The sequence below is a fragment of the Flagellimonas beolgyonensis genome, assembly GCF_003992615.1.
Classification (GTDB): Bacteria; Bacteroidota; Bacteroidia; order Flavobacteriales; family Flavobacteriaceae; genus Flagellimonas; species Flagellimonas beolgyonensis.
The window spans coordinates 562,174-584,031 of sequence record NZ_RZMY01000013.1; the positions used below are offsets into that span (position 1 = coordinate 562,174).

General features: G+C 44.0%; 19 protein-coding genes. 9 read left to right on the forward strand and 10 right to left on the reverse strand.

The features are described 5' to 3' along the window. Nucleotides 1-33 precede the first annotated feature (33 nt). From EO131_RS09290 to EO131_RS09310, 5 genes are all read left to right on the forward strand, one after another. A complete protein-coding gene (locus EO131_RS09290; RefSeq protein ID WP_127021116.1) occupies nt 34-3,318 on the forward strand; it encodes an amidohydrolase family protein in 3,285 nt (1,094 codons plus the stop codon). Between the two features lie 32 nt (nt 3,319-3,350). Continuing rightward, nucleotides 3,351-6,551 carry a WD40/YVTN/BNR-like repeat-containing protein gene (locus tag EO131_RS09295; protein WP_127021118.1) on the forward strand — a complete coding sequence of 1,067 codons (3,201 nt, stop codon included), beginning with the start codon at nt 3,351-3,353 and terminating at the stop codon, nt 6,549-6,551. Nucleotides 6,552-6,557: 6 nt separating this feature from the next. Further along, nucleotides 6,558-8,480: a S9 family peptidase gene (locus EO131_RS09300; RefSeq protein WP_127021120.1), complete on the forward strand. Its 1,923-nt coding sequence runs from the start codon at nt 6,558-6,560 to the stop codon at nt 8,478-8,480. Next, nucleotides 8,477-9,166 (forward strand): DUF2490 domain-containing protein, encoded by a 690-nt coding sequence (locus EO131_RS09305; RefSeq protein ID WP_127021122.1) that lies wholly within the window; start codon nt 8,477-8,479, stop codon nt 9,164-9,166. Before EO131_RS09300 ends, EO131_RS09305 begins: the two co-directional genes overlap by 4 nt. A 115-nt stretch (nt 9,167-9,281) precedes the next feature. Then, complete coding sequence (locus tag EO131_RS09310) at nt 9,282-9,860, forward strand: superoxide dismutase family protein (protein WP_127021124.1); 579 nt, start codon at nt 9,282-9,284, stop codon at nt 9,858-9,860. Nucleotides 9,861-9,992: 132 nt separating this feature from the next. On the opposite strand, the gene EO131_RS09315 is transcribed toward EO131_RS09310, so the two are convergent. Both EO131_RS09315 and EO131_RS09320 read right to left on the reverse strand, forming a co-directional pair. Next, nucleotides 9,993-10,640 (reverse strand): OmpW/AlkL family protein, encoded by a 648-nt coding sequence (locus EO131_RS09315; protein WP_127021126.1) that lies wholly within the window; start codon nt 10,638-10,640, stop codon nt 9,993-9,995. A 173-nt stretch (nt 10,641-10,813) separates the two neighbouring features. Then, the gene (locus EO131_RS09320; RefSeq protein ID WP_127021128.1) at nt 10,814-11,794 is read right to left on the reverse strand and encodes a CorA family divalent cation transporter; all 981 of its coding nucleotides are present in this window, start codon (nt 11,792-11,794) and stop codon (nt 10,814-10,816) included. A gap of 67 nt (nt 11,795-11,861) precedes the next feature. Between EO131_RS09320 and EO131_RS09325 the strand changes: the two genes are divergently transcribed. Together EO131_RS09325 and EO131_RS09330 are read left to right on the forward strand one after the other, a co-directional pair. Further along, entirely contained in the window at nt 11,862-12,404 is a 543-nt protein-coding gene (locus EO131_RS09325; protein WP_127021130.1) for a mechanosensitive ion channel family protein, read from the forward strand. Nucleotides 12,405-12,506: 102 nt separating this feature from the next. Beyond that, entirely contained in the window at nt 12,507-13,697 is a 1,191-nt protein-coding gene (locus EO131_RS09330; protein WP_127021132.1) for an LETM1-related biofilm-associated protein, read from the forward strand. A gap of 90 nt (nt 13,698-13,787) precedes the next feature. Here the strand turns inward: EO131_RS09330 and EO131_RS09335 are convergent, their stop codons facing one another. The 7 genes from EO131_RS09335 to EO131_RS09365 form a co-directional block, all read right to left on the reverse strand. After that, nucleotides 13,788-14,543 (reverse strand): LytR/AlgR family response regulator transcription factor, encoded by a 756-nt coding sequence (locus EO131_RS09335; RefSeq protein ID WP_127021134.1) that lies wholly within the window; start codon nt 14,541-14,543, stop codon nt 13,788-13,790. Between the two features lie 23 nt (nt 14,544-14,566). Then, complete coding sequence (locus EO131_RS09340) at nt 14,567-14,899, reverse strand: 2TM domain-containing protein (protein WP_127021136.1); 333 nt, start codon at nt 14,897-14,899, stop codon at nt 14,567-14,569. Between the two features lie 3 nt (nt 14,900-14,902). Continuing rightward, nucleotides 14,903-15,208, reverse strand: coding sequence for a 2TM domain-containing protein (locus EO131_RS09345; protein ID WP_127021138.1), 306 nt, complete (start codon nt 15,206-15,208; stop codon nt 14,903-14,905). Nucleotides 15,209-15,210: 2 nt separating this feature from the next. Continuing rightward, nucleotides 15,211-15,513, reverse strand: coding sequence for a 2TM domain-containing protein (locus EO131_RS09350; protein ID WP_241243816.1), 303 nt, complete (start codon nt 15,511-15,513; stop codon nt 15,211-15,213). Between the two features lie 44 nt (nt 15,514-15,557). Further along, nucleotides 15,558-15,836, reverse strand: a complete 279-nt coding sequence (locus EO131_RS09355; RefSeq protein WP_127021142.1) for a 2TM domain-containing protein — start codon at nt 15,834-15,836, stop codon at nt 15,558-15,560. A 188-nt stretch (nt 15,837-16,024) separates the two neighbouring features. Then, a complete protein-coding gene (locus EO131_RS09360) occupies nt 16,025-17,353 on the reverse strand; it encodes a histidine kinase (protein WP_127021144.1) in 1,329 nt (442 codons plus the stop codon). A 6-nt stretch (nt 17,354-17,359) separates the two neighbouring features. Further along, nucleotides 17,360-17,980 (reverse strand): tetratricopeptide repeat protein, encoded by a 621-nt coding sequence (locus EO131_RS09365; RefSeq protein ID WP_127021146.1) that lies wholly within the window; start codon nt 17,978-17,980, stop codon nt 17,360-17,362. 270 nt (nt 17,981-18,250) lie between these two features. Between EO131_RS09365 and EO131_RS09370 the strand changes: the two genes are divergently transcribed. Together EO131_RS09370 and EO131_RS09375 are read left to right on the forward strand one after the other, a co-directional pair. Further along, on the forward strand, nt 18,251-19,150 hold the full coding sequence (locus tag EO131_RS09370) for a DUF4382 domain-containing protein (protein ID WP_127021149.1): 900 nt from the start codon (nt 18,251-18,253) through the stop codon (nt 19,148-19,150). A 107-nt stretch (nt 19,151-19,257) separates the two neighbouring features. Continuing rightward, nucleotides 19,258-19,860 carry an FMN-binding negative transcriptional regulator gene (locus EO131_RS09375; protein ID WP_127021151.1) on the forward strand — a complete coding sequence of 201 codons (603 nt, stop codon included), beginning with the start codon at nt 19,258-19,260 and terminating at the stop codon, nt 19,858-19,860. A 4-nt stretch (nt 19,861-19,864) separates the two neighbouring features. On the opposite strand, the gene EO131_RS09380 is transcribed toward EO131_RS09375, so the two are convergent. After that, nucleotides 19,865-21,652, reverse strand: coding sequence for a PorP/SprF family type IX secretion system membrane protein (locus tag EO131_RS09380; RefSeq protein ID WP_127021153.1), 1,788 nt, complete (start codon nt 21,650-21,652; stop codon nt 19,865-19,867). Nucleotides 21,653-21,858: the final 206 nt, after the last annotated feature.

A 21,858-nucleotide genomic window follows, 5' to 3' on the forward strand; every position in this document is an offset into this window, starting at 1 on the left:
TTGGTATCTTTAAGCGACTAATTAACGACCAAAATGAAAAAGCCGCTCTTCCTCTTGATGCTACTGGCATCAATACCCCTATTTTCCCAAGAAAAAAAAGACGATACCAAGTGGGATGTGACCAATCCCAAAGGTGATTTTAACTTCAAAGAACATCAATTTTCCACCGACGAAGGCACTTGGATGAACCTCGACGTGAGCCCTGATGGCAAAACACTGGTATTCGACCTTTTGGGCGATATCTATTCCCTACCGATTACAGGTGGTAAAGCCAAGGCGTTGCGTTCGGGAATACCTTTCGAGGTGCAACCACGATTCAGTCCGGATGGAACCAAGATCGCATTTACCAGCGATGCAGGTGGTGGCGACAATATTTGGGTGATGGATGCCGATGGTTCCAACGCCAAACAGGTTACCGAAGAAAAATTCAGATTGCTGAACAACCCCTACTGGACACCCGATGGCCATTATCTGGTTGCCCGTAAACATTTTACCTCAGGTCGTTCCCTGGGTGCTGGGGAAATTTGGCAATACCACATTACCGGCGGCTCCGGTCTGCAACTCACCAAACGAAAAAATGACCAACAAGATGTGAACGAACCTTGTATCTCGCCCGATGGAAAATACCTCTATTACAGTGAAGATGTGTATCCTGGCGGATATTTCCAATACAACAAGGATCCCAACAGTCAAATTTATGTCATCAAACGTTATGATTTTGAAACCGGGGAGACCACAACGGTAACCGGTGGTCCTGGAGGTGCCGCAAGGCCCCAGGTATCCCATGACGGTAAAAAACTGGCCTTTGTTAAACGGGTCCGAACCAAAAGTGTCCTTTACCTTCATGATCTGGAAACAGGAGAAGAGTGGCCTCTATTTGACGATCTGAACAAAGATCAACAAGAGGCTTGGGCCATTTTTGGGGTGTATCCCAACTTTAGTTGGATGCCCGATGATAAAGCAATTGTTTTTTGGAACAAGGGAAAAATTTATAAAATCGATGTTGCGACACTGGCGGTGACCAACATCCCATTTACCGTGGATGCGAATATTAAGATTGCAGAAACCTTGCATGTGGATTCACCAGCAGCACCAGACCAGTTTACAGCCAAGGTGATACGGCATGCCGTAACCTCCCCCGACCAAAAAACATTGGTTTTTAATGCTTTGGGACATTTGTGGACCAAAAGATTGCCCAATGGCACGCCCAAACGATTGACCAATGGTTCCGATTTTGAATTTGAACCCACCTTCTCACCGGATGGGAAAACCATAGTTTTTGTGACTTGGAACGATGAAAATCTTGGGGCCATATACAAGATTCCTGCATCGGGCGGCACCATGACCAAATTGAGCACTGAAAAAGGCATTTACCGTACACCATCCTTTAGCCCAAATGGAAAAATGATCACCTACCAAAAAGAATCGGGCAACAACGATCAAGGCCGTGTTTTTTCGAAAAAATCCGGTATTTACACCATCAGTTCGGATGGTTCCAACAAAAAATGGGTGGTAGATGAAGGGGCCTATCCCGTATTTACCAAAGACGGAAAGCGCATTTTCTATCAAACCGGGGGAACCTATTTTGGCAACTTGACCAAAACACTCAAATCGGTGAACCTTAATGGAAAGGATGAACGTTCCCACGTGAAATCCAAATACGCCAATCGATTGGTACCCAGTCCGGACAACGAATGGATTGCCTTTACCATCTTACATAATGCCTACATTGCCCCATTGGTGATGAACGGTCAGGAAATTGATTTGGATAACAACAGTAAAGCTGTGCCGGTTTCCCAAATTTCCAAGGATGCTGGAATCAATCTGCATTGGTCGAAGGATAGCCAAAAGATTTTTTGGACATTGGGAGATGACTATTTTACCAACGACATCAAAGATCGGTTCACTTTCTTACCAGGATCTCCTGAAAAAGTGGCAAAAATGGACAGTGTGGGTATCAAGATCGGCCTCACTTCAAAAACATACAAACCATCTGGCAGAATCGCTTTCACCAATGCCCGCATCATAACCATGGAAGGTGATGAGGTTATCGAAAACGGCACCATTGTCATCAATGAAAACAAAATTGAGTATTTGGGCAAGGCGGATGAAATCAATGTACCATCCAATACAAAAGTGTATGATGTCGCCGGAAAAACCATCATGCCCGGTATTGTGGATGCCCATGCCCACGTGGGGGGCTTCCGTTATGGTTTGACCACCCAAAAACATTGGCAACTCTATGCCAATTTGGCCTTCGGGGTAACCACATCGCACGATCCATCGGCCAATACCGAATCCATCTTTGCCATGTCGGAATTGATCAAGAGTGGTGACATGGTCGGTCCACGGCTATACTCCACCGGTATCATTCTCTATGGTGCCGATGGCGATTTCAAGGCGGTGATCAACAGTTTGGACGATGCCCGCTCTGCCATACGACGAACCAAGGCCTTTGGGGCCAAATCAGTAAAAAGTTACAATCAGCCTCGAAGGGAACAACGGCAACAAATCATACAGGCGGCCCGTGAATTGGGCATCAACGTTGTACCCGAAGGAGGCTCCACCTTTTACACCAACATGTCCATGATCATGGATGGACATACGGGAGTGGAACACAATATCCCCGTAGCACCAGTTTACAAAGATGTTCTGGAATTATGGAAAACGAGTAAATCGGGCTATACGCCTACCTTGATCGTCAATTATGGCGGAGTTAATGGCGAATTCTATTTCTATCAAAAGGACAATGTGTGGGAAAATGAAAAATTATTAAAATACACACCCCGGGAACTTATCGATTCCCGATCACGATACCGAACTATGATTCCCGATGAAGAATACGAAAATGGACATCTTTTGGTATCTCGAACCACCACAGACCTTGCCAACGAAGGTGTTAAAGTAAACCTTGGCGCGCATGGTCAGTTACAAGGCTTGGGCGCACATTGGGAACTATGGATGTTGCAACAAGGTGGCATGACAAACATGGAGGCACTGCAAGCAGCCACGATTAACGGCGCCAATTATATTGGGGCAGGGAATGATATCGGTTCCCTTAAAGTCGGAAAATTGGCCGATTTGATCGTGTTGGACAAAAACCCGCTAGAAGATATCCGTAATACTGAAACGGTAAAATACACGATGGTAAACGGACGCCTATTTGATACGGAAACCATGAACGAAATAGGCAATACCGAAGCCGAACGGAGCCAATTCTGGTGGGAAAACAACAAATACAATGCAGCTTTTCCATGGCATGAGGAAGCACAAAGCTTTACCCAACCAGGGTGTGGTTGCCATATTGGACATAACTAATCTCAAAACAAGAATAAACTCAAACTAAACTGATGAAAAAATTAGTATTCCCTTTTCTCCTTTTGTTTGTGGCCCTGCTACAAGCCCAAGATTTTAACATGGACCTGCTCCGGGACATGAAACCAAGGAACATCGGTCCCGCAGGAATGAGTGGTCGTGTGACTGCCATTGATGTGGTCCATTCCAATCCGGATGTAATGTTCGTTGGAACCGCATCCGGCGGCCTCTGGAAATCCACTTCGGGCGGTATTAAATGGGAGCCTGTTTTCGATAATGAAGTTACCGCTTCGATCGGGGCGGTCGCCATTCAACAATCCAACCCCTCCGTAATTTGGGTGGGAACCGGGGAAGGCAACCCAAGAAACAGCCTGAATGGTGGATATGGCATATACAAATCCTTGGATGGCGGCAAAACCTGGAAATCCATGGGATTGGAAAAAACCAGGCACATCCACCGTGTAGTGATTGACCCGACAGACCCCGATGTGGTCTACGTGGGTGCGATTGGGTCTCCTTGGGGCGAACATCCGGAACGCGGTGTGTTCAAAACCACCGATGGCGGAAAAACGTGGGAGAAAATTTTGTACGTGAACAACAAAACAGGGGTTGCAGACCTGGTAATGGATCCCACCAATCCCAACAAATTGATTGCGGCCATGTGGGAACACAAACGTGATCCGTGGTTCTTTAAATCCGGTGGTGAGGGAAGCGGTCTTCACATTACCTATGACGGTGGCGAGACATGGAAAAAAATATCATCTGATGATGGACTCCCCAAAGGGGATTTGGGACGAATCGGTGTGGCCATCGCTCGAAACAAACCGAATATTGTCTATGCGTTGGTAGAAGCCAAGAAAAATGCGCTCTACAAATCCACCGATGGCGGCAACAAATGGACCAAGGTCAATGACAAGGATGAAATCGGAAACCGACCTTTCTATTACTCCGAAATCTATGTAGATCCACAAAATGAAAACCGGATCTATTCCGTGTTCACCTATATTAACGTATCGGAAGATGGCGGAAAAAGTTTCACACAGTTGATGCCTGCCTACGGTGTGGACAATGGGGTACACCCGGACCACCATGCTTGGTGGATCCATCCGGAGAACGGGCAATTTATGATGGATGGGAACGATGGTGGCCTCAACATCACCAAAAACGGTGGGCAATCTTGGCGTTTTATCGGGAACTTGCCCGTGGCACAATTTTATCACATCAATGTGGATAACGAATTCCCGTACAATGTATATGGCGGCATGCAGGACAATGGTTCTTGGAGAGGCCCAGCTTATGTTTGGAAAGCACAGGGCATTCGAAACAGCTACTGGCAGGAAATTGCCTTTGGGGATGGATTTGATGTTGTTCCCGATAAGGAAAACAGTCAATTCGGCTATGCCATGAGCCAGCAAGGATTTGTAAGTCGGTACGATTGGAAAACAGGAAACAACTATATCGTCCGACCCACCCCACCCGATCCAGAAACCATGCTTAGGTTCAACTGGAATGCGGCCATTGGTCAGGACCCCTTCAACAATGCCACCGTATATTTCGGCAGCCAGTTTGTGCATAAATCAATGGATAAGGGATTGACATGGGAAGTGATCTCCCCCGATTTGACCACCAATGACCCCGAAAAACAAAAGCAAAGTGAAAGTGGTGGTTTAACGATGGATGCAACCGGTGCGGAAAACCACTGTACCATTATTGTAATCGAACCTTCCCCAGTGGAAAAAGATATGCTTTGGGTCGGTACCGATGATGGCAGGGTACATTATACCTTAAACGGAGGCCAAACTTGGGTTGAAGTGACCAAAAACATCAAAGGACTTCCAGCAGGTAGTTGGATTCCCCAAATAAAAGCTTCACACAATAACAAAGGTGAAGCACTGTTGGTCGCAAACGACTATCGAAGGTTCAACTACACCCCATACGTTTATCGCACCAAGGATTATGGAAAAACTTGGACCCGAATTGTGGATGGCAACGATGTGGCCAGTTATGCATTGTCCATTCTTGAAGACCCCAACAATCCCAACCTGATGTTCTTGGGTACCGATGACGGTCTGTATCTCTCCATGGACGCTGGGAACAAGTGGCAAAAATGGAACAAGGATTTTCCAACGGTATCCACCAAAGATTTGGCCATCCATCCCAGAGAACAGGATTTGGTCATTGGCACCTTCGGAAGGGCTGCATGGGTGTTGGATGATATCCGTCCGCTCACGGCATTGGCTGGCAACCCAACAGTATTGCAAAAGGAAATCAGCCTGTTCGAAAGCCCGGATGCCTACTTGGCAGCCTATCAACAACCAACCGGGAGCCGATTTGGTGGGGATGCAATCTACCAAGGTGAAAACAGAAATGGTGGGGCCATGATCACCTATTATTTGAAAGAAGGTGCGAAAAAAGACAAAGAATCGAAATCCGAAGAGAAAGAAACCGATAAAAATGGGGCCGAAGAAAAAGCCAAATCGAAGGATTCCATTGCCTTCGAATTCTATGACGGCGATCGACTGATCAGAACCCTAAAATTCAAAACACCTGAGAAGGCCGGGTTCCACAGAATTTATTGGGGATTGGACGAAAAAGGACCAGATCGTCCGTCCCGTACCATTCCAAAACGCAATAGGGAACGTGGCGGCATGGATGTTAAACCAGGAACTTACAAAGTAAAAGTAATTTACGGCGATGCAGTGGATTCCACTTCGGTTACCGTGAAAACCGATCCACGATTGGACGTTTCCATGGCTTCCATCAACGAAGTGTATGCGACAGGAAAAAAACTGGAAGCCTACACCCAAACTGCAGCCGATGCGGTAAAACAATTGGTGGAAAGCAAGAATTTGGCCAACAAGTACAAGAAGGAACTCAAGGATTTGGACAAAGATAAATTTAAGGACCAAATCAAGGCTTCCGAAGAAATCGTAAAACAAATCGATTCCGTAATCGACCTTTATTTGGGCAAGGACGATAAACGACAAGGGATTGTGCGTAGTCCAGAACCCAATGTAACCAACCGTTTGGGTACAGCCAGTTCGTACGTTAGGTCGAGAAAAACAGGAATAACAGAAACTGAAAAACAGCTCATTAAGTTCGCTGAGGATGACCTGAGAAATGCGTTGAACAAGACCAACGCGTTCTTTAATGAAAAATGGAAAGCCTACCGCTCCTCCATTGAATCATTGGATCTTTCCCCTTTTAAGGAAACACAAACATTCAACATTAACTAAGAAAACATGAAAAGAGTATTGGCCATTTTGGCCCTGGTCACATTGATTTGGGGCTGTAAAAAAGAAGAAAAGGCCCCTTCCATTGCGGAGACCATGCAAACCTATACCATTGCCCAAATGATGGACAATGAGGCGATTGGCGGAGGAAGTTTTTCACCGGACAATTCCAAATTATTGATTTCCAGCAACCGTTCAGGGATTTACAATATGTACACCATTCCCACTGCTGGCGGTGAAATGTTGCCCATTACCGAATCCGACAGTTCATCGGTGTTTGCCATTTCCTATTTTCCAAAAGATGAGCGCATGCTCTTTAGAATGGACAACAATGGGGACGAAATCTATCACATTTTCGTGAGGGATACGGATGGAACACACAAGGACCTGACTCCTGAAGAAGGTGCACGCTCCATATTTTACCAGTGGGCACAGGATAAGGCCTCCTTCTTTTATGGTTCCAACAAAAGGGACAATCGTTTTATGGATCTTTACGAAATGGACTTAGAAAGCATGACCCCTTCTTTGGTATATCAAAATGATGATGGGTATGATATCAATGTCATTTCTCCTGACAAAAAATATGTCGCGCTTAGCAAATCCATCAACACCAACGACAGTAATCTTTTTCTCTATAATTTGGAAGCCAAGGAATTGACAAAGATCAACCAGAATCAAAGTGGCAATAGCGGACAGGATTTTTCCCATGACAGTTCCACCTTTTACTATACCACCGACGATGGCAGTGAATTTGCCTATTTGATGAAGTATTCCATTGCCGATGGCTCCTATGAAAAAGCATTGGAGCGTGACTGGGACATCATGGGTACCGGTTTCACACAGAATGGCACCTACCAAGTGGTTTATATCAACGAAGATGCCAAAAACACCATTGAGGTGCTCGAAGTGGCTACGGGCAAACAAGTGGAGTTGCCCAAAGTGGAGAATATGGAAATTACCAGTGTCAGTTTTTCCGATGATGAAACGATGATGCGGTTCTATGCGGGAGGTTCCTTTACGCCATCCAATCTCTTTGTATATAATTTGGAAAGCAAGAACTACAAACAGTTGACCAACGTATTGAATCCGGAAATTCAGGAACAAGACTTAGTAAAAGCGGAAGTGGTTCGGTACAAATCATTTGACGGGCTCGAAATTCCGGCCATTTACTACAAACCCCATCAAGCCTCTTCAGAAAATCCCGTTCCGGCATTGGTTTGGGTACACGGCGGACCTGGAGGACAGTCAAGACAAAATTTTAGTGCCTTTATCCAGTATTTGGTGAACCATGGTTATGCTGTTTTGGCGGTAAACAATCGCGGTAGCAGCGGTTATGGGAAATCCTTTTACCAGATGGACGACCTTAACCATGGTGACAAAGACCTTAAGGACTGTGTGGAAGGAAAAAACTGGCTGGCCCAACAACCGGAAATCGATGGAGAGAAAATCGGCATCATAGGAGGGTCGTACGGTGGTTATATGACCATGGCCGCACTTACCTACGCCCCTGACGAATTTGATGTGGGCGTTAACCTGTTCGGGGTAACCAACTGGATGCGAACCTTGAAAAGCATTCCGCCATGGTGGGAATCCTTCAAGGATGCACTTTACAAAGAATTGGGTGACCCCTACAGTGCCGATTCGGTTCGGTTGAAACAAATCTCCCCACTATTCCATACGGATAAAGTGACCAAGCCATTGATCGTGTTGCAAGGCGCACAAGACCCGAGGGTCCTTCAGGTCGAATCCGATGAAATTGTGGCTGGCGTACGTAAAAATGGTGTGCCTGTGGAGTATGTGTTATTTGAAGATGAAGGGCACGGATTTGTCAAAAAGGAAAACCAAATTACAGCCTACAGCAAAATTTTGGAATTTTTGGATGTGTACCTCAAGGGCGAGGAAGGCACACCAATAAAAGACGGTAATTTATGATCAAAAAAATGATAGTGCTCCTGGTATTTCTGGGAGCATTTTTTGCCAACGCCCAACAACCCGGCGAAGACAAATGGGGAGCTTGGTACATGTATTTTGGCACCAACAAGGTTTCTGAGCGTTTTAGCATTCATACAGAAGCCCAAGTGCGTTTTTATGAGACCACAAACAATTTTAACCAATTGTTGTTGCGAACGGGGCTCAATTATCACATTAACCCCAATGCCATAGCCACAGCTGGCTATGCCTTCATTGATACAGATCATACCTTTGGGGATTTTGTTTTTGAGACCAATAGCAATGAGCATCGGATATTTGAACAGTTCATTCTGAAAAACCAAGTTTGGGAATTTTACTTTGAACATCGGTACCGACTGGAACAACGGTTTTTGGATTTTGGAAATGGGACCTCCACCGAACACCGTGCACGCTACCGGTTGCAAGTTACCTTACCTTTAACGGATACGTTCTATTTGAATTTTTATGATGAATTGTTCATCAATCTGCAAGACGATCTATTTGGTCAAAATCGATTGTATGCGGCGTTGGGCATAAACATCACTGAAAATAGTAGTGTACAATTGGGGTATTTACGCAATCAATTTGCCAATGCGGTCTACGACCGGTTTCAAGTAGCTGTTTTTTATAATCCCGACCTGAGTGGTTTGTTCAAAAAGAAGTCATAGGCTTTCATGACCGCAATAAGCCAATATTGTGTTGAAATAGGAAGATCTACCTTCAATTTGGTTGAAACTACCCCAAATAATAAGTAACTTAGTGCTAAACCTAAAAATACAAGAAATGAAAAAATTACAAATAGCAGCATTGGGGCTACTATTGGTGACGGCCTTTAGCTGTAAACAAGCAAAAAAGGAAGCAGAGGAAACCACTGAGGAAGTAGTGGAGACTGTTGTTGAAACCATAGAACCCAAAGTCATCACCTTCACCATGGAACCCAAAAGCGACAGTAATGTGAATGGCGAAGTGGTTTTTACGGAGCAAGACGGAAAAGTGATCATGAGAGCAACTTTCACCGGACTTGAACCAGGTGAACATGCCATCCACCTTCACGAAAAAGCCGATTGTTCCGCTGCGGATGGAACCTCTACCGGTGGACACTGGAACCCTACTTTTCAACCACACGGTAAATGGGGAGATGAAGGAGGCTACCACAAAGGGGATATTGGTAACTTTACGGCAGATGCAGATGGCAATGCCGTTTTGGAATTCTCAACGGACCAATGGTGCATGGGCTGTGATGACGACACCAAAAACATTATTGGAAAAGCCGTAATTGTGCACAAAGGCATGGACGATTTCGTCTCGCAACCTTCCGGAGCGGCAGGTGCCAGGGTTTCCTGTACCGGAATTATCGAATAAAAACCTATCAAGTTATATAATAAGAGCTGCCCAAAAGGCAGCTCTTATTTTTTTAAGCAAACCGTACTAAAAAAGGCCGGGCAGTTTGCTTTTCCAAACTGCCCGTTCCTATCAATTAACCTAAAAAAACAACTAAAGTTTTACACCCACACCAAATCCAATGATCCATGGGTTGATATCCACATCGGCGTCCACAGTGGCACCCAATGCTGTAGTGGCATCCACGGTGGCCGTGGTATTTAGAAATAATTTTTTAACATCCAGGTTGAGGAACCATTTATCGTTGAGCATAAAATCAAATCCTCCTTGCAGGGCAAAGCCAACAGCTGTATCATACTCCACATCATCGGCAACGGGACCTTCATCCACGCCATAGAAAAGGGTAAGATTGACCCCGGCACCCAAATAAGGGACAAAATCGCCGCCCGTAAAATGGTATTGACCGGTCAAGGTAGGTGGCAAAAGCCATACACTGCCTAAATCAATGTCGCCAGCAGCCGTTCCCACTGCTTCCACATCGTGTTTTGTGGTGGCCAAAATCAACTCAGCAGACCAATTTTCATCAAAGAAATAAGTGATATCAAATTCGGGGACAAATGCCGTTGAAATGGATGCATCGCCTCCAATGGCTTCTATGTCGGCACTTTCATCTGGTGTTACCACAATGCCTCTCAAGCGAAACTGCCATGTACTGAAATCAGCGGTTGGGGCATCTTGTGCCATACCCATGTTCGACCATCCCAAAATTGCCACAAGGGCTGCAAGTATTGTTTTTCTCATTGTTTAGAATTTTAAAGATGAGACAAAACTACCCAGTGCCCTTTCCCGAGAATATGATGATTATCATTGGTTGAAAAAGCATTTTTGACTAATTCCAAACCATTCTAGGCAACAAATACCATCAGAAAGTTCAAAAATGAACGGTTTTTATCGAATTAAGTGTTGTCGAAAACTCAAAACCACTTTTTTCGTTTAAAAATGATGATGGAGATAATGGTGACCACCAACATCAAGCCCAAAAGAATGAAGTAACCGTAGGGCCATTGCAGTTCCGGCATGTTGGTAAAGTTCATCCCATAAATGCCGGCCATAAACGTAAGGGGAATAAAGATGACCGAGAAAATGGTCAACGTTTTCATGACTTCGTTGAGGCGGTGGCCCTGAATACTGAAAAATAGGTTAATCTGGCTTTCCAGTTCCAAAATATCCGAATCGATGTCGTTGATCAAACCGTTGATTTGTTCCCGAAGTTCACTGAAATACTTGGTATGAAAACCCTTCACCTCTACCCTTTCCAGTTTGATGATGATGTCCCGAAGTCCGTGGGAAGCTCTTTTGAATTCATTGATCATGGCCTTCTTGTTTTCCACTTCGAACATAAACTCGGGTGTTGGCTCTTCCTTTACAATGGCATCCAACGTACTGTCCATAAGCACGCTCTCCTCGTATTTTTCCTTGTAGTTGGAAATGAGGGTTTCCAAGATGAAGAACAACAGATAGTCGGCTTTTTTCTTTCTGATGATTCCCTTGTTCTCAAAGATGCGGTGGCGAATCCAATCGAAATGATCGCCCCATTTTTCCTGAATGCACCAAACAAAATCCTTGGCTACCACAAAGAACATCTGCTCCGATTCCAAATTATGGTGTTCCGTTTTCACGATGCGCGCTGCTACAAACAACTGCTCTTCAAGTTGGATGACCTTATTGCCCATTTTCTGGTTGAGCAACAACCGCAGTAGGAAATCATCCAGCTCGTTACCATTGACCATTTGTCGGAACTCATCCATATATTCGAGGCCATAGGTGTTGATCCAAGTAATGGACTTGTCTCCCTTGGAAAGGGCCAGATCTTCGCCAAAAGCAAATTGACGGTTGTAGAAATTATCCGATGTATAATTGATCACCCAGGTGTTTTTTTCGAATTCTGTCTGCATGGCCATAAAAATGAAACGGGTTATTTGTAGTTTAGACAAGTTAATTCAAATATACCAAGAATAGCCCATGATCGACCCCATGTCTTTTAAAACCGAAATTCTATTGACCGTTATTTTACTGGTCATCATATTCTCCCTCAACTCTTTGAGCAAAAGGGCCATCCGAAGATTTGGCCGAACCAGCGCCATCGATATGAACAGCAGAAAAATCATCTTTTATCTGAGCAATCTGTTGTTTTACCTTTTGGCATTTGTCGGCATATCCTTGATTTGGGGCGTGAACCTTAAGGATTTTTCCGTTTTTCTGTCATCGGTATTGGCCATAGTGGGCATTGGGTTTGTGGCGCAATGGTCCATTTTGTCCAATTTAACGGCCAGCGTGATTCTGTTTTTCAGTCACCCATTGCGTTTGGGCGATCGCATCAGGGTCATGGACAAGGACTTTGATTGGACGGGCAAGGTGGAGGACATTAGCGGATTTTATCTGTTTATGCGAACCGATGACGGCCGAAGAATCACCATTCCCACCAATTTGGTGATCCAAAAGGGGATAGAAATTTTAAATCAGGACCCGCCGTCGAAAAACGACCAGGATTTTGAAGATCGTTAATTTGCAAAGAGTAGAACCATAACCTAACCGTAACCTTGGTTTACAACCACAACATCGGTATGTAGCGGATTTTGCTTTACTTTGAACCGTAAACCTTTTTAAATGAACCCTTCTACCTCTGGATGGATCAATAAGTTCGGTCACTTGGTATCTGACAACGTTGCTCCCTATGATGATTTTTTTGGTTTGTACAAGGACCTTAAAATAAATGGGTTCATTTATGGCGTGCATTTGAACATTCCCACCTTTCTGGAAGTGGAACACTCTTTGAGTGAGGATGAGATTGCCAAGATCAACTTGCTTACGGCACTCTATTTTACCTATACTTTTGAGAAGGGAAAAACGGATTTCACGAAATTCGTGGACACGGTTTTTGCCTTTTATCAGTCGTTGAACATAGGCAGTATTTCCTTTCTTCAAAAAATATTGAGTGGATCTAAAACCGAGGACCAACTTGAAAAATTGATCGACTCCAGAATCTATTTAAGTGGCAACACCTTTAATCGGGCATTCGGAAACAGCTTGACCAATTCATTGCTATATGTGGATGTTTTGATCTTCATGAACTATGTGAAGGACAAAAAATCGGTGGTGCAACATGCCCAATTATTGGAGTATGTTACCATTAATATCGCGTACAATGCCCTGAATGCAAAAGAGGGTCATGAGAACGATGAAAAGCTCATCCAACTGTTGGGGTCCTCCCTAAGTTTTTTGGACTTGGATACGGCGAAATTTGATGGGTCTTACCGCGATCTTTTGAAGACAGATTTCAACGATTATGAGAAGCGCTATTTTATGGATATGGCATGCCTCACGATATGGGAAGACAAGTCGTTGGACTATACCGAATCGGATTACATTTTTGGTCTTGGAACCGACTTGGGGATGACCCAAAAAGAGGTCAAAAAAGAGCTCGGATTTGTCATGGATTTTTTTGAAAAAAATCGTGAAAAAATTGCCTATCTGAACGACAAAAATTTGGCTGTGCAATTCTATGAAGGCATGTCCAAAAATGTAAGCAAGTTGATTTTGAGAAATAGCAAACGTCTCAAAAAAGAGCTTGTTGAAAGTAGGGAATTGGTCGCCCTTTTATCCAAGTCCACCGTGAAGGATTTGAGCGCCGAAGAAAAGAAAAAAGTACAGAACCAACTCTTGGATATTTTTAAAAGCATTCCTTCTTTGGCCATTTTCATGCTGCCAGGTGGAGCTGTTTTACTGCCCATTTTCATCAAGCTGATCCCTAAACTATTGCCATCGGCTTTTGATGACAATCGTATCGAGGAAAAATAGGCTTTTAGCCGAAAAAAGCCACTATAAGAAAAATTTATAGTAGCTTTTTTAAAATCATTTAAATTCTGGATACCAGAATATTAAAATATTTTATTCCAACCATAACTTAAAGTTGTTTACGCGTTCCCTGCTTACGATGATTTCTTGCTCCGTATAACGTTTCAACTTGATCTGTAGCCTCGAATTGGTATAGGAAATGATGTCGTTGATGTGGTCGATGTTCACAAAAAACTTGCGGCTTACCCTGAAGAATTTTTGGGGCGACAACTCCTCTTCCAATTGTTCAAGGGTGGTGTCCAGCAAATAGTTTCTTCCGTCGGAGGTTGCTGCATAGGTACCCTTGTTCTCACTATAAAAACATTCCACCTCATCGGCGTTGATGATCTTCAGGTGCTGCCCCACCTTAACGGTGAACCGTTTTTTGAACTCACGTTCCAGCGGGTTCACCAAGAGGTTTTTTATATCGTTAAAATCAATTGATATTTTTTGATTTTCCGGCTTAAAATTTCGATACTTTTTTACGGCCGTTTCGAGCTCTTCGTCATCTATCGGTTTGAGCAAATAATCGATGCTGTTCAACTTGAAAGCTTGGAGTGCATATTCGTCATAAGCGGTGGTAAAAATGATGGCGCTTTTTACCTCCACGGCATCAAAAATTTCGAAGGAAAGTCCATCGGATAATTGAATGTCCAGGAAGATCAAATCGGGGTGATTATTTTCCCTAAACCATGTAATGGATTCTTCCACGGAATGCAGCATGGTGGCCACCTCAATATCCTGCTCCGAAAGCAACCTCGAGAGTCGTCGGGCAGCCGGTTTTTCATCTTCAATAATGATTACGTTCATCGGTCGGTTTTTTGTATTGTTGGTCATTTGAATTTGTCAACTTGGTCCCGCTCCTCCTCCATGTATTTTTGGATCTGCCGTTCTTCCCATTTTTTGAAGAATGTGAATTTGTGTCGGAACACTAAAAGGGTGTGCACAAGCAAAATCAATCCCCAGATGGCAATATTGCCAATAATCCAATCATAAAAATACGGTTCGTTAGGAAACCCTTCCGGCATCATTCCATTCAACACACCCATCCGTACCACCAACAAGAGGCCATTCACAAGTAAGAAGATGAAAATATGCCTGTAGTATCCCTTCAGCTCATTGACCCTCTTTTTTGCTCTTTCCAAATTTCCGCTGTCTCTGGCCATCACTTATTTGAATTTGTCCATTTCCTTCTTATCCTCGTCCATGAACTTTTTTATCTGGCGTTCTTCCCAATCCTTCCCCAAAAACGGATTGAACCCGAATACCTTGGAGGCATGGAAGGCCAAACCGATGCCCCACGCAAACAAAGTGATAAAATGGGGCCATTGCCAAAAGTTATCGGTATTTAGAAAGATGTTCACCAAAATAAAGGTGTTGATCACCACATAGATGCTGGAGTGAATGTAAAAGCCTTTGAGTTCATCCACTTGCTTTTTCGCCCTTTTGTATTTTTCTTTATTGAAATTTTCCATGATTATTTCCATTTATCCGTGGTATCCTCCTCTTTCATAAACTCCTCGATCTTACGCTTCTCCCACTGTTTTCCAAACAATGGGTTAAGGTCAAAGGTCTTAATGGCATGGAAAACCAATCCAATGCCCCAGCCAAACGCGGCCCACAAAAACCACATGTACTCAAATCCGTTGGTGTAGTAGTTGACAAGTGCCAATCCCGATATCACCAAGACATAGGAAGTAAGGTTTCCATAGAATTTTTTTAGTTCATCGACCCGTTCCCTGGCCCTCATGTATTTGCTTTGTTTGTCCAAATTTTCCATGTTATCGGTATTAGTTGGGATACTGTAGTTAAAGATACTCATTGTTAAAAATCTTCCCGGTTCATAAACTCCCTTATTTTACGCTCTTCCCAATCCTTGCCTAGAATGGGGTTGCGCCCGGTTGCGGCCATATAATGGCCCACCAACCCTATGCCCCAGCCAACTGCTGGAAATATCGACCAAGGAAAACTGGTCGTCCGGTAGTTCAAATACACCAATAATGGGATAATGATCACATAGGCCGTTGCATTGGAATAAAATTCCTTGACCAACCTTACCCGCTCTTTGGCCCTAAAATATCGTTCTTGATCTGTAGTTTCCATGACTGTTCGTTTTTTAATTACATACCAAAATTCGCACAAGGAGGACACGATTCAAAAATAGAATTCGCGAACTGTTGAAATTGAAGGATGAACTGTGGGTTGCAGGTGGAGGGTTAAGGGTTATGGGTTATGGGTTAAGAAACGTGGACCAAAGGATGTATAAAAATTAATAGAAAACAGTGCCCGTATTAAAAATCGTCCCGCTCCATAAGCTCCCGGATTTTACGATCCTGCCATTTTTTGCCCCATAAAGGATTGTTGCCATAGGCTTCCATGCCATGGGCCAACAGCCCAAATCCCCAACCGATTGTCGGAAAGAATGCCCATAGAAAATCCACCGTCCTTAGGTTTAACCACCACAAGAAGGGAATCACCAAGCAATAGGCCATTAAATTGCCGTAAAAGTCCTTAATGGCCTTTACACGCTCCTTGGCCTTGGCATAACGCTTTTCCTCAATATAGTTTTCCTGGTTTTCCACAATGGAATACTGCTGGGTAAGTATGGGTAGTGAGACACTGAATTCCGACGCCGTCTTATTGATTTTAACTTCCCTATCCGTCAAAATGCCGTAGCGCTGTCTAATATTCTGCAGCCCTACCCCACTGCTCTTTTTCACAACTTGTTTCTCTTGAAGGTTATTGCTGACCACCAGCATTCCATCCTTTTCAAAAACCTTAATGTGCAAAGGTTTTGAAGAGGTAACCACATTATGCTTTACCGCATTTTCCAACAAAAGTTGCAGGGACAAGGGCACGATCTTGGCTTCGGGCATACTGCAGTTCTCAGGGACATCAAAAACAATACTGTCCTCAAACCGCATTTTAAGCAATCGCACGTAGGTTCGGGCAAAATTGAGCTCTTCGTCCACTGTGACCAGGTCCTTGTTCTTTTGTTCCAACACATATCGGTACACCTTGGAAAGTGAGGTGGTAAACTTCTGGGCTTGATCGGGGTCTTCCTCGATCAAACTGGTAAGCACGTTTAGGCTGTTGAACAAAAAGTGGGGGTCCAACTGGTTTTTAAGGGCATCGAAACGTGCCGAAGCCGAACCAGCAATAATCTTTTGTTCCTTAACCTGTTTTTCCTTGTAGAATTTATAGTAGTACCCAGCATAGAACAGCAGGGCGACCACCATGGAAATCAAAAAGGAATTGAGGTAATATTGGGGGTGCTCCCCCTGTAAAAAATCAGCTATTGGGGTTTGGTTGACCAGTACCTTGAGCACAAATCGGGAAAAAAATATCCCGATAATGGAGGCGATGATGTTTCCCAACACCCCATAAGCGATATATTTTCGGGTAAACAGCTCCTTATTGTACTTGCGCATCAAAATAATAAAGGAAGCTGCGTTGCAGAGATAGATGATCATGGAGTAGACCATACTTTCCCAGAACTCGTTCCACAATTGCTGCATGGTCAGTTCCCAACCGTTCAAGAAAAATATAATGAGGACGACCATAAAAATGGCAATCCCCACTATAATTGATTTTATGACTTCCCTGAGTACAAGCTTCATTTTATCCTATTTACATGCCTCCAAAACCTGTTGCGCCCGCTCTTTGCCCCAACTTGGATAATATGGTATTTCTGAATTAAAGGTAGCAAAAAGTTCCAAGGCCTTTTCCACATCCTTGCAGTAGGGAGCCGTATCCTTTCCAAAATATCGGGCCGTGCCCATGTCCCACTCCGCTTTGGACAAAATTACCCTGGGATTGTTGGGCGCCAATTCCATTGCCCTGTTGTACAACTGTACATTTTTTTGGGATAGGGTCATTCCATAAGTGGCCCCATCAAAAGATATCCAAGCTGTGTTGATGAGCGCTTCTTGGATCAAAAGTTCGGGATTGTCGGGTGAAATGGCTTTGGCCACATCCAAAAACTCCTTTGCCTTTTCCAATTTTACAGATAGTTTTTGAAGATCCTTTTCCCCAAAAGAGGCGAGCGTGTTTACTTGCGCCACGTAATAATACGGCAACCAATTGTCGGGTTCCGCAGTTGCAATACGCTCAAAAAGGTTGGATGCCTCCACTATTTTGTTTTCCCGCCAAAGCGCAAATGCCTTGTCCATACCTTGGGTGTAGCGATTCTGTGCCTGGACCATCGAAGTGGCCAAGAAGACTAAAAATACCAATAGTTTTTTCATGACTGATGTTTAATTGATTATTGATGGTCCAAAATTCCTTATTGGCACCTCCTGTTCAAATTAAGAGTTACCGAACTGTGAATAAAGGGAGATGAACTGTTTAGCTAATGAATAAAACAACTTCTCGATCAATACCTTAGTATTGGGATATTTCGTGTTAAAACGGACCTTAACCCTGCATTTCATCGAAAACCCACCATTCCCATGAACAATCCTGCTGTTTTCACCGTATCTAGTAACAGTAAGAACATTAAATAAAACCCCTTATTTATGAGAACGAAGATCTTTTTGTATGCATTGAGCATTTTTTCATTGGTATTTGTGGCCTGTTCAAGCGATTCGAACAACGGTGGCAATGCAGAAACCATGGGAAAACTTACCCTGCAACTCACCGATGCCCCTTTTCCTTTTGATATGGTCGCCGAAGCCAATGTGACGCTATTTAAAGTTGATGCCCGTTTGGCAGAAAGCGAAGATGAAGACGTGGAAGGTGATTCCGAAGAGGATGGCTATCCTTTCATCACCTTGATGGAAGAAGAAATCCCTGTAAATCTTTTGGACCTTACCAATGGTGTTACCGAGCAATTGGCTGATTTGGAGGTGCCAGCCGGCACATACGATCTTATCCGCGTATATGTAAAAGGCGTAAATGTGGTGCTAACCGATGGTCGCACCTTCGACCTTAAAGTACCCAGCGGCGAACAAACTGGTATAAAAATATTCATTGATCCTGCATTGACCGTTGCCGGCGGACTGAGCAGTGATCTTTTGTTGGATTTTGACGTTAGCCGTTCCTTTGTGGCCAAGGGAAGCACCAAAAGTGTGGATGGCATCACCGGATTCAACTTTAAACCTGTGATCAAAGTAAGTAATCTTTCCACTGCAGGCACATTAAGCGGCGTGGTGAGCACTTTGGATGGTGAAACACCCGTGGCCTTGGAAAATGCGCAAATTACCGTTCTGGACCTTGAAAACAATGAAGTGACTTCAGCTGCCAGTGATGTGGATGGCGCCTATGCCATTATGGGATTGGAAGCTGGAACCTACAAAGTATTTGCTTCCTTGAACGGATATATCAGTACCGAAACGGTGGAAGTGAACATTGTGGCGGCCAACAAAACCACTCAGGATTTTGTGCTTGAACCAGAAGCCACGGAAACAGGCAATTGATAAGCAACAGACAACAATTTCAAGCGGGGTGAATGCCCCGCTTTTTTTATGCCCAAGAACCAAGCGCCTATTTAATTTTATATTTTAGGGCCTTATTCCATAAAAGCATGTATATCCCTCCCTACTACGAAAACAAGGACATTGATCAAATCAGGCAGTTTTTGCGCGAAAACAGCTTTGGAATTTTGGTGAACGTGGTGGACAACAAACCCTGGGGCACCCATATACCCTTGGAACTGGAACAAGATTTAAATGGTGCCGATGTTTTGGTAGGGCATATTGCCAAAGCCAATCCACAATGGAGGTATTTTTCGGACAATGCCGAAGTGCTGTGCATTTTTAACGGACCGCACGCCTATGTGTCGTCTTCTTGGTACAAAGAGGAAGAAGTCCCTACCTGGAACTATATTGCAGTGCATGTTTATGGTACTCTAAAGGTATTGAGCGAAGAAGAGACCATGGCATGCATGTTCCGTTTGGTGGACAAATATGAGGCCGGTTCCAAAAACCCAATCAACTTGAAGAACATGTCCCCCAAAACATTACGACAGGTAAAAGGTGTTGTCGGCTTTCAAATACAGATTACCGACATACAGGCCACCTACAAGTTATCCCAGACCCGCCAAGCCGATCATGCCAAGATCATTTCAGAACTCAAGGAAAGAAACGACCCAGGCAGTCAGGCCATCGCCGACCATATGAACCAGTAGCCACTTATTCGATATCTTGGAAAATGGCATCGGCCCAGTTGGAGTATCTTGGGTTTTCCACATGCATGATCCAAAGTTCATCGGTATACTTTCCTTTCATTTTGGAACGATAGGCTGCGTAGGCATCCTCATTCTCGTCATATTTGGCCAAGTACACATAGTTAAGTCCGTTGTCCGGATTCTTGAAATATTGGGCCTCCAAACCTTGCGCCTTCAACTCGGCCATAAAGTTTTTTAAATAGGTTTCGTTCTTGAACACATTGGCCACAATGTAGTGCCCCTTGCCCACTCCATCGAGGTTGATGAATTTTTCAATGGGTTTGTAGGCCCCGCCATGAAATCCTCCTTCAGCTTTTTTGGTTTCGGTCTTCTTCACTGGTTTGGTATTTTGGGCAACCGTAGTGGCCTCTGCCTGTATGGCACTATATACAGAATCTAAATCTTTGCTATCTGCCAAATACAGTTTTTGGGCCTTGGCCTCAATATCAGGGATTTTGTTCCCTGTATGTCTTTTTACGATCCGCATCACCATTTCAAATCGTTTTTCCATATCACGCTCGCGGTTCTGCTCCATGGAATCCATGCGATAGACCAATTCATTGATCACAGCATAGTTGTCTTCCTGCTGCGCTTTCAATTCGGCCAACTGGGCTTCCCAAAAGGCCAATTCCTCCTTATTGGTCGGGCGTAAGGTAGTCTCCACGTCCAATTTGCCCTTTTTGTCCCCTTTTTTGGCCTCGTCCTTCGCATCGGCCACGAAGGTGCCTTCAATGGGTTTCTTTTCCTTTTTCTCCTCTTCATCACTTACAACGAAGGTGTTCTTGGAAAGATTGGGCACAAAGGAATAGGCAATGGAGATTTCGTGGGTCACTCCTAAATTGGCAATACTATTGCCAATGTTCTTCTCAAAATTATAACCGAAGGACAATCTCCTGTTCAAGTTGAATCCCGTTCCCGCGGAGGCTCCATAAAATTGATCATAGCCACCCTGTATCCATCCCAATTTAGGAAGGTCCAAAATGATTCCTCCCCCAAAAATAGGGTCTTCCTGACCTTCAAAACGGGCTCTGGCCAAGGGCAGCAAACGGCCATCCTCAAAAATGCCATGACCATTGTCAAACTCATAAGTATATTGGATATGCCCCGAAAAGGTCTTCTGGGTCAAATTCGTGAGCGATTTACCTGATTTGATGTTGTAATCCACCAAATTTTGGGCAAAAACTCCAAAATCGAATTTTCCCAAGGATAGGTTCAAACCCGGTTGCAAGGAAATAATGGAACTTTCCGAAGCATCGTTCAAAAGTGGGTCTTCCTCCAAAGCAATGGCCCTACTGGGATCATAATTACTTACATAATAAGGAATGTTCACCCCAAAGGTGAGACTGCTTTCCCGACCCAATTTGATACCGTGCGAATAGTTGGCCATGACCCCAAGGTTGGAGATAACCCCTTCTTGTTGATTGTACAAACTAAAACCGAGCCCGACCATGTCGTTCAATCGGCCGCTATAGCTCAAAAAATAGTTTTGTCTGTTGTTTTCGAAATCGGCACTTTGACTCCGATGGAACAAATTGATATATGATTTGTCTTCCCTAACCGCAGAAAAGGTAGGGTTGATCAAAAAACGGTTGAACTTCAACAGGTTTTGAAAAGGGACGTCATAACTTACATAAGGATTGCTCTCTTGGGCATGGGCCAACTGGGCCAACAATACCAAGGCAAACAATACAAAAGGCCGGTTAAGGCTACTTTTTATGGACTTTTTTGGAATAGGGGGTAATTGTATATCCATAGCCGATTGGATTAAGTAGGTTAAAATACCCGTTTGGGACAGGTCGATATTTTTTGTATGGTCTCATTAGCAAGATTTGGGACTTGTAAGAGTTTTATTACTAATAGTACTGTAATATTACGCATTTTATCGGCCACACACCAATTTTTTCGTTGAACGGACAACCAAATTGACAATTAGTCATTTTTGATCTACAAATCAATGGA

Excerpts from the sequence above, each read along its gene's own strand:
- EO131_RS09380 (WP_127021153.1), bottom strand. The coding sequence starts at position 21,652 with ATGGATATACAATTACCCCCTATTCCAAAAAAGTCCATAAAAAGTAGC.
- EO131_RS09300 (WP_127021120.1), top strand. The coding sequence starts at position 6,558 with ATGAAAAGAGTATTGGCCATTTTGGCCCTGGTCACATTGATTTGGGGC.
- EO131_RS09295 (WP_127021118.1), top strand. The coding sequence starts at position 3,351 with ATGAAAAAATTAGTATTCCCTTTTCTCCTTTTGTTTGTGGCCCTGCTA.
- EO131_RS09310 (WP_127021124.1), top strand. The coding sequence starts at position 9,282 with ATGAAAAAATTACAAATAGCAGCATTGGGGCTACTATTGGTGACGGCC.
- EO131_RS09350 (WP_241243816.1), bottom strand. The coding sequence starts at position 15,513 with ATGGAAAATTTGGACAAACAAAGCAAATACATGAGGGCCAGGGAACGG.
- EO131_RS09320 (WP_127021128.1), bottom strand. The coding sequence starts at position 11,794 with ATGCAGACAGAATTCGAAAAAAACACCTGGGTGATCAATTATACATCG.
- EO131_RS09360 (WP_127021144.1), bottom strand. The coding sequence starts at position 17,353 with ATGAAGCTTGTACTCAGGGAAGTCATAAAATCAATTATAGTGGGGATT.
- EO131_RS09370 (WP_127021149.1), top strand. The coding sequence starts at position 18,251 with ATGAGAACGAAGATCTTTTTGTATGCATTGAGCATTTTTTCATTGGTA.
- EO131_RS09355 (WP_127021142.1), bottom strand. The coding sequence starts at position 15,836 with ATGGAAACTACAGATCAAGAACGATATTTTAGGGCCAAAGAGCGGGTA.
- EO131_RS09375 (WP_127021151.1), top strand. The coding sequence starts at position 19,258 with ATGTATATCCCTCCCTACTACGAAAACAAGGACATTGATCAAATCAGG.
- EO131_RS09325 (WP_127021130.1), top strand. The coding sequence starts at position 11,862 with ATGATCGACCCCATGTCTTTTAAAACCGAAATTCTATTGACCGTTATT.
- EO131_RS09340 (WP_127021136.1), bottom strand. The coding sequence starts at position 14,899 with ATGGCCAGAGACAGCGGAAATTTGGAAAGAGCAAAAAAGAGGGTCAAT.
- EO131_RS09290 (WP_127021116.1), top strand. The coding sequence starts at position 34 with ATGAAAAAGCCGCTCTTCCTCTTGATGCTACTGGCATCAATACCCCTA.
- EO131_RS09345 (WP_127021138.1), bottom strand. The coding sequence starts at position 15,208 with ATGGAAAATTTCAATAAAGAAAAATACAAAAGGGCGAAAAAGCAAGTG.
- EO131_RS09335 (WP_127021134.1), bottom strand. The coding sequence starts at position 14,543 with ATGAACGTAATCATTATTGAAGATGAAAAACCGGCTGCCCGACGACTC.
- EO131_RS09305 (WP_127021122.1), top strand. The coding sequence starts at position 8,477 with ATGATCAAAAAAATGATAGTGCTCCTGGTATTTCTGGGAGCATTTTTT.
- EO131_RS09315 (WP_127021126.1), bottom strand. The coding sequence starts at position 10,640 with ATGAGAAAAACAATACTTGCAGCCCTTGTGGCAATTTTGGGATGGTCG.
- EO131_RS09330 (WP_127021132.1), top strand. The coding sequence starts at position 12,507 with ATGAACCCTTCTACCTCTGGATGGATCAATAAGTTCGGTCACTTGGTA.
- EO131_RS09365 (WP_127021146.1), bottom strand. The coding sequence starts at position 17,980 with ATGAAAAAACTATTGGTATTTTTAGTCTTCTTGGCCACTTCGATGGTC.